4 protein-coding genes are annotated in these 5,348 nt (G+C 65.5%); 3 read left to right on the plus strand and 1 reads right to left on the minus strand.

Annotated elements, in window-relative coordinates; all coding sequences use genetic code 11:
* The 3 genes from PU724_RS33405 to PU724_RS33415 all read left to right on the plus strand — a co-directional run.
* Positions 1-1,730 (plus strand): VCBS domain-containing protein (locus tag PU724_RS33405; RefSeq protein ID WP_426213811.1); only part of this gene is annotated, 1,730 nt, incomplete at its 5' end.
* Positions 1,731-1,911: 181 nt separating this feature from the next.
* Positions 1,912-3,606 carry a type I secretion system permease/ATPase gene (locus PU724_RS33410; protein WP_354420141.1) on the plus strand — a complete coding sequence of 565 codons (1,695 nt, stop codon included), beginning with the start codon at positions 1,912-1,914 and terminating at the stop codon, positions 3,604-3,606.
* Between the two features lie 19 nt (positions 3,607-3,625).
* Positions 3,626-4,963 carry an HlyD family type I secretion periplasmic adaptor subunit gene (locus tag PU724_RS33415; protein WP_292174523.1) on the plus strand — a complete coding sequence of 446 codons (1,338 nt, stop codon included), beginning with the start codon at positions 3,626-3,628 and terminating at the stop codon, positions 4,961-4,963.
* Positions 4,964-5,071: 108 nt separating this feature from the next.
* On the opposite strand, the gene PU724_RS33420 is transcribed toward PU724_RS33415, so the two are convergent.
* On the minus strand, positions 5,072-5,348 hold a 277-nt coding region (locus tag PU724_RS33420; RefSeq protein WP_426213812.1), incomplete at its 5' end, for a 2-oxo acid dehydrogenase subunit E2.

A 5,348-nucleotide genomic window follows, 5' to 3' on the forward strand; every position in this document is an offset into this window, starting at 1 on the left:
ACGCCACCGACGTCGACAGCGCCAACGACTTCTCGGTGGTCACCAACGGCGCGCACGGCACGCTGTCCATCAACGCCGCCGGCGAGTGGAGCTACGCCCTCAACGAGGACGACGCCGCCGTCCAGGCGCTCAACACCGGCGATCCGGCGCTCACCGACACCATCACGGTGCAGACCTCCGACGGCACCACCAAGGACATCGTCATCTCCATCCACGGCGCCAACGACGCGGCGGTGATCACGGCCAACGGCGCCCAGGACACTTCCGTCACCGAGAAGAGCGGCGTCGCCAATGGCACGCCGGGCGATGCCTCGGCCGGGGGCGACCTCAATGCGACCGACGTCGACAATCCGGCGACCTTCACAGTCCAGGCCGCCGTCGCCAAGACTTACGGCACCTTCTCCATCGATGCCGCCGGCACCTGGAGCTATACGCTGGACGACAACAACGCCACCGTTCAGGCGCTGAACAGCAGCGGCGCGAACACCACGCTGCATGAACTGGTGACGGTCACCACCGCCGACGGCACCTCGCAGGTCATCGACATCACCATCCACGGCGCCAACGACGCCGCGGCGATCACGGGCACGTCGACGGGGGCGGTCGTCGAAGCCGGCTCCTCCAATGGCGGCGGCACGCCGACCGCGACCGGCGACCTTCTGTCAACCGATGTCGACAACACCACGGACGCGTTCCAGGCCGTCAATTCCGCGACGGCCAGCGCGTCCGGCTACGGAACCTACACTGTGACATCAGCGGGCGTCTGGACCTACACGCTCGACAATTCGAACCCGACGGTCAACGCTCTGGCCAACGGGCAGCCCCTGAGTGACAGTTTTACAGTCTTCTCCGAGGACGGCACGGCAAAGCTGGTCTCGATCGCAATCACCGGCGCCGACGACGGCCCGCCGCGTTTTGCGCCGACCGATATCCAGCTCACGCCGGCGACCACCACCGGAGACGTCAATTTCAGTGCCTTCCAATTCTCTGGAACACTGTCCACGACCGATCCGGACCCCGGTAGCTTCGTCTACAGCATCACCTCGCAATCGGATCCGGGACTGTTTTCGATCACCGGCAGCACATTGAGTTCGAGCCTGTCGGGCCTGTCGCCCAGCAAGGTGTACTCAATCACCGTGCAGGCAACCCAGGTTGGCGACCCGGTTGGACCCGCCTACCAATACAGCGAGACCTTCCAGGTCATTACCGGCAGCAATGGCAATTCGGCCGATGGACTCAACGGCGCCAATGGCGGGGACGATGTCCTCTACGGCAATGGCGGCGTGGACACGATCTTCGGCCTGGCTGGCAACGACACGCTGTTTGGGCAGGACGGCAACGACATACTGAACGGCGGCGATGGCAACGATCGCCTTGTCGGCGGCGTCGGCACCGACACGCTGACCGGCGGGGCGGGATCCGACACTTTCTATTATGGGTCGGCCATCTCGGATTCCCCGGCAAGCGCCGCGAACGACACCATCACCGACTTCGTACATGGCGTCGACAAGATCGACCTCTCCTCGATCGATGCCGCTGCCGCCCCGGGCGATCAGGCCTTCCTGTTCGGCGGGCAGAACGGGGCTACCGTCGCCAACAGCATCACCTGGTCCGAAAGTGGCGGCAACACCGTCATCCACGTCGACGTGACCGGCAACACGACGGCCGACTTCCAGATCACGCTGACCGGCACCGGGCTTGGACTGACAGCGAGCGATTTCGTGCTGTGATGAAGGAGGTGAGCCGGCGGCTCCGCCGACTCACCTCATCTCTCTCCAGCCGCGGATTCGGCCTGCGAATTAAGGTTTACAACAGGTTTACGAGCCGATCGCGTGGCTGGCGGGAAGATTGGGAGTAGTATCGGTTCGGGGCGTGTAGACAGGGGGCGGTTCTCCGCTGGGCATTTTGGGCATCGATAACAAATCGCAGATCGTGAAGGACGCGCTTGGGGCGTGCCGCCGCTATTTCCTGGTCGCGGCGGCGTTCAGCCTGGCGATCAATCTGCTCTATCTCGCCTCGCCGCTCTACATGCTGCAGATCTACGACCGGGTGGTTACCAGCGGCAGCCAGACGACGCTGGTCATGCTGACGATCGTGCTGCTGGCGGCCTTCCTTGCGCTGGCCGGCCTCGATCTGGTGCGCGCCTGGATCCTGACGCGCGCCAGCGCGTGCCTCGATCGGCTGCTTTCGGCCAGGATCCTCGCCGCATCTGTCGAAACGCCTTCGCAGGGCGCCGCGCAGAGCCAGCCGATCCGCGACTTCGACACCTTCCGCCAGGTCATCACCGGCAGCGGCATCCACGCGCTGTTCGACCTGCCCTGGTCGCCGATCTACATCGGCATCATCTTCCTGCTGCATCCCTGGCTGGGGTTCTTCGCGCTCGGCTCAGCGCTTCTGCTGGTCGCCATGGCGGTGCTCAACGAATACCTGGTGCGCGCGCCGCTGAAGCAGGCCAACGACATCGCGACGACCAACTACAATTTCACCGAGATGAGCCTCAGGAATTCGGAGGTCGTGCGCGCCATGGGCATGATCGACGGCCTCGTCCGCCGCTGGGGCCGCGACCGCAACCTTGCACTCTTGCGTCAGGCGCAAGCCAGCGACCGCGCCGCGCTGATGTCGGGGCTGATCCGCTTCCTGCGCCTGACCATGCAGTCGCTCATCCTCGGCCTCGGCGCCTATCTGGTGATCGAACGGCAGACCACCGCCGGCTCGATGTTCGCGGCCAGCCTGTTGCTCGGCCGCGGGCTGCAGCCCGTCGAGCAGATCGTCGGCCTGTGGCGCAGCCTGATCCTGGCGCGCGCCGCCCTTGCGAGGGTTCGCAAGCTGGTCGATGGCGGCGGGCAAAGCGAGCGGTCTTTCAACCTGCCGAAGCCCACCGGCAGGATCTCTGTCGAGCAGGTGAGCTTCGCCGTTCCCAGTGTGCAGAAGGTGCTGCTGCGCGACGTGTCGTTCCGGCTGGAGGCCGGCGAGGCGCTGGGCATCGTCGGGCCTTCGGGCGCCGGCAAGTCGACGCTGGCCAGGCATCTGGCGGGCGTCATGCAGCCCAGCCGCGGCACCGTCAGGCTGGATGGGGCCGACATGTCGCATTGGGGGCGCGATGCGCTGGGCGACCACATTGGCTATCTGCCGCAGGATATCGAGCTCTTCGCCGACACCGTCGCCGCCAACATCGGCCGCTTCAAGACCAATGTCGACCAAGAGGTGATCGAGGCCGCGCGGCTGGCCGGCGTGCACGAGATGATCATCCGTCTGCCGCAGGGCTACGAGACGCAGATCGGCGAAGGCGGCGCGGTGCTGTCCGGGGGCTATCGCCAGCGCATCGCTCTTGCGCGGGCCGTGTTCGGCACGCCGAACCTCATCATCCTGGACGAGCCGAGCTCCAATCTCGACGCCGATGGCGACCGCGCGCTGAGCGACTGCGCGATCGAGCTAAAGCGGCGCGGCAGCACGGTCATCATCGTCTCGCACCGGCCCTCGACACTCGCCAATGTCGACAAGATCCTGCTCTTGCGCGACGGCGCCGTCGAAGCCTTCGGCATGCGGAACGAAATCGTGGCGCTGCTCAACCAGCGCCAGGCTCCAATAGCGGTGGCAACCCAATGAGCTGCGAGGGGAGAGACGTTTGAGCGACAGCGCCCTCATCTATCGCAGCCTGCCCGGCGAAGCCGGCATCCCGGCCCCGGATTCGATCCGGGTGCCGGCCCTGATCGGCCTGTTGATCATCCTCGCCTTCTTCGGCGTCTTCGGCGGCTGGGCGGCCTTCGCGCCGCTGAACGGTGCCGTGCTCGCCGATGCTGTGGTCAAGGTGGAAGGCAACCGCAAGAGCCTGCAGCACTTCGACGGCGGAACGGTGAAGGAGATCCGCGTCAAGGACGGCGACATCGTCAAGACGGGCCAGGTCCTGCTGCTGCTCGACGACACCAGGCTGCGCTCCGAGTTCAATCTCTACGCCCAGCAATATGCGCTGCTGCGCGCCACCGACGCCAGGATCCGGGCGGAGTTGGACGGCAGCCAGGACGTTGCCTTCCCTCAGGACATCGCCGGCGAGCACCAGGCCTATCTCAAGGACGCCATGGCCAACCAGGTCGCCGACCTCGAAAGCCAGCGCGCTTCGATGGCCGGCGCCAGGCAGATCCTCCAGAAGCGGATAGCCGAGCTCGACGAGCAGATCGACGGCAAGCAGGCCCGCGTCGATTCATACCGTGCCCAGCTGCAATCGACCGTCGACGAGAAGGCGAGCCTGTCGAAGCTGCTGAAGGCCGGATTGACCACCCGCCCGCGCATCCTGGAACTCGACCGATCCGCCTCGGATCTGCAGGGCCTGATCGACGAGAACCTCGGCGCCATCGCCGGCAGCCGGCAGACCAAGGCCGAGCTCGAGAGCCAGATCGCGCAATTGACCAACGAGCGCCGGGCCAAGCTCTCGGCGATGCTGATCGAAACGCAATCCAATCTCGCCGACCTGGTGCCCAAGATGTTCGCGGCCCAGGCCGCCATGGACCGCGCCGAGGTGCGCGCGCCCTATGACGGCCAGGTGATGGACCTCACCGTCTTCTCGATCGGCGCGATCGTCGCGCCGGGCCAGACCATCCTCGACATCGTGCCAACCAAAAATTCGCTGATCGTCCAGGCGCAGGTTCGCGTCGAGGACATATCGAGCCTCAGAGCCGACATGACGGCCGAAGTCCGCTTCACATCCTACAAGCAGCGCTCGATACCGATCATCCACGGACATGTCACCCGCATATCGGCCGACCGCATCACCGACAGCAAGACCGGCCTTCCCTATTATGTCGCCGACATTGCGGTCGATCCGGTCGAACTGGCGGCCGCCCCTGAGATATCGCTCTATCCCGGCATGCCGGCCTCGGTGATGATCGTCACCGAGGAGCGCACGGCGCTCGACTATATCCTTGGGCCGCTGGTGACATCGTTCCACACCGCCTTCCGGCAGAAATAGCTCCCGGACCGGATCAAAGGGACGCTCGGTCGTTCTGATCCGGGACACGGCTCTGCCTGAAAGCGCCCGCCGGCTCGGCGACCGGGTAGAGCCTGTGCTATCGGGCAGTCAGACCAGCATGCCCATCGGGTTTTCGATCATGCGCTTGAAGGCGCCGAGCAGTTCGGCGCCGAGCGCGCCGTCGACGGCGCGGTGGTCGGTCGACAGCGTCACCGACATGACGTTGGCGATCTTGATCTCGCCGTTCTTCACCACCGCCCGCTGCTCGCCGGCGCCGACCGCCAGGATCGTCGCATGCGGCGGGTTGATGACGGCGGCAAAATCCTTGATGCCGAACATGCCGAGGTTGGACACCGCCGTGGTGCCGCCCTGGTATTCCTCCGGC

This window comes from Mesorhizobium abyssinicae, from assembly GCF_049887195.1.
Classification (GTDB): domain Bacteria; phylum Pseudomonadota; class Alphaproteobacteria; order Rhizobiales; family Rhizobiaceae; genus Mesorhizobium; species Mesorhizobium abyssinicae.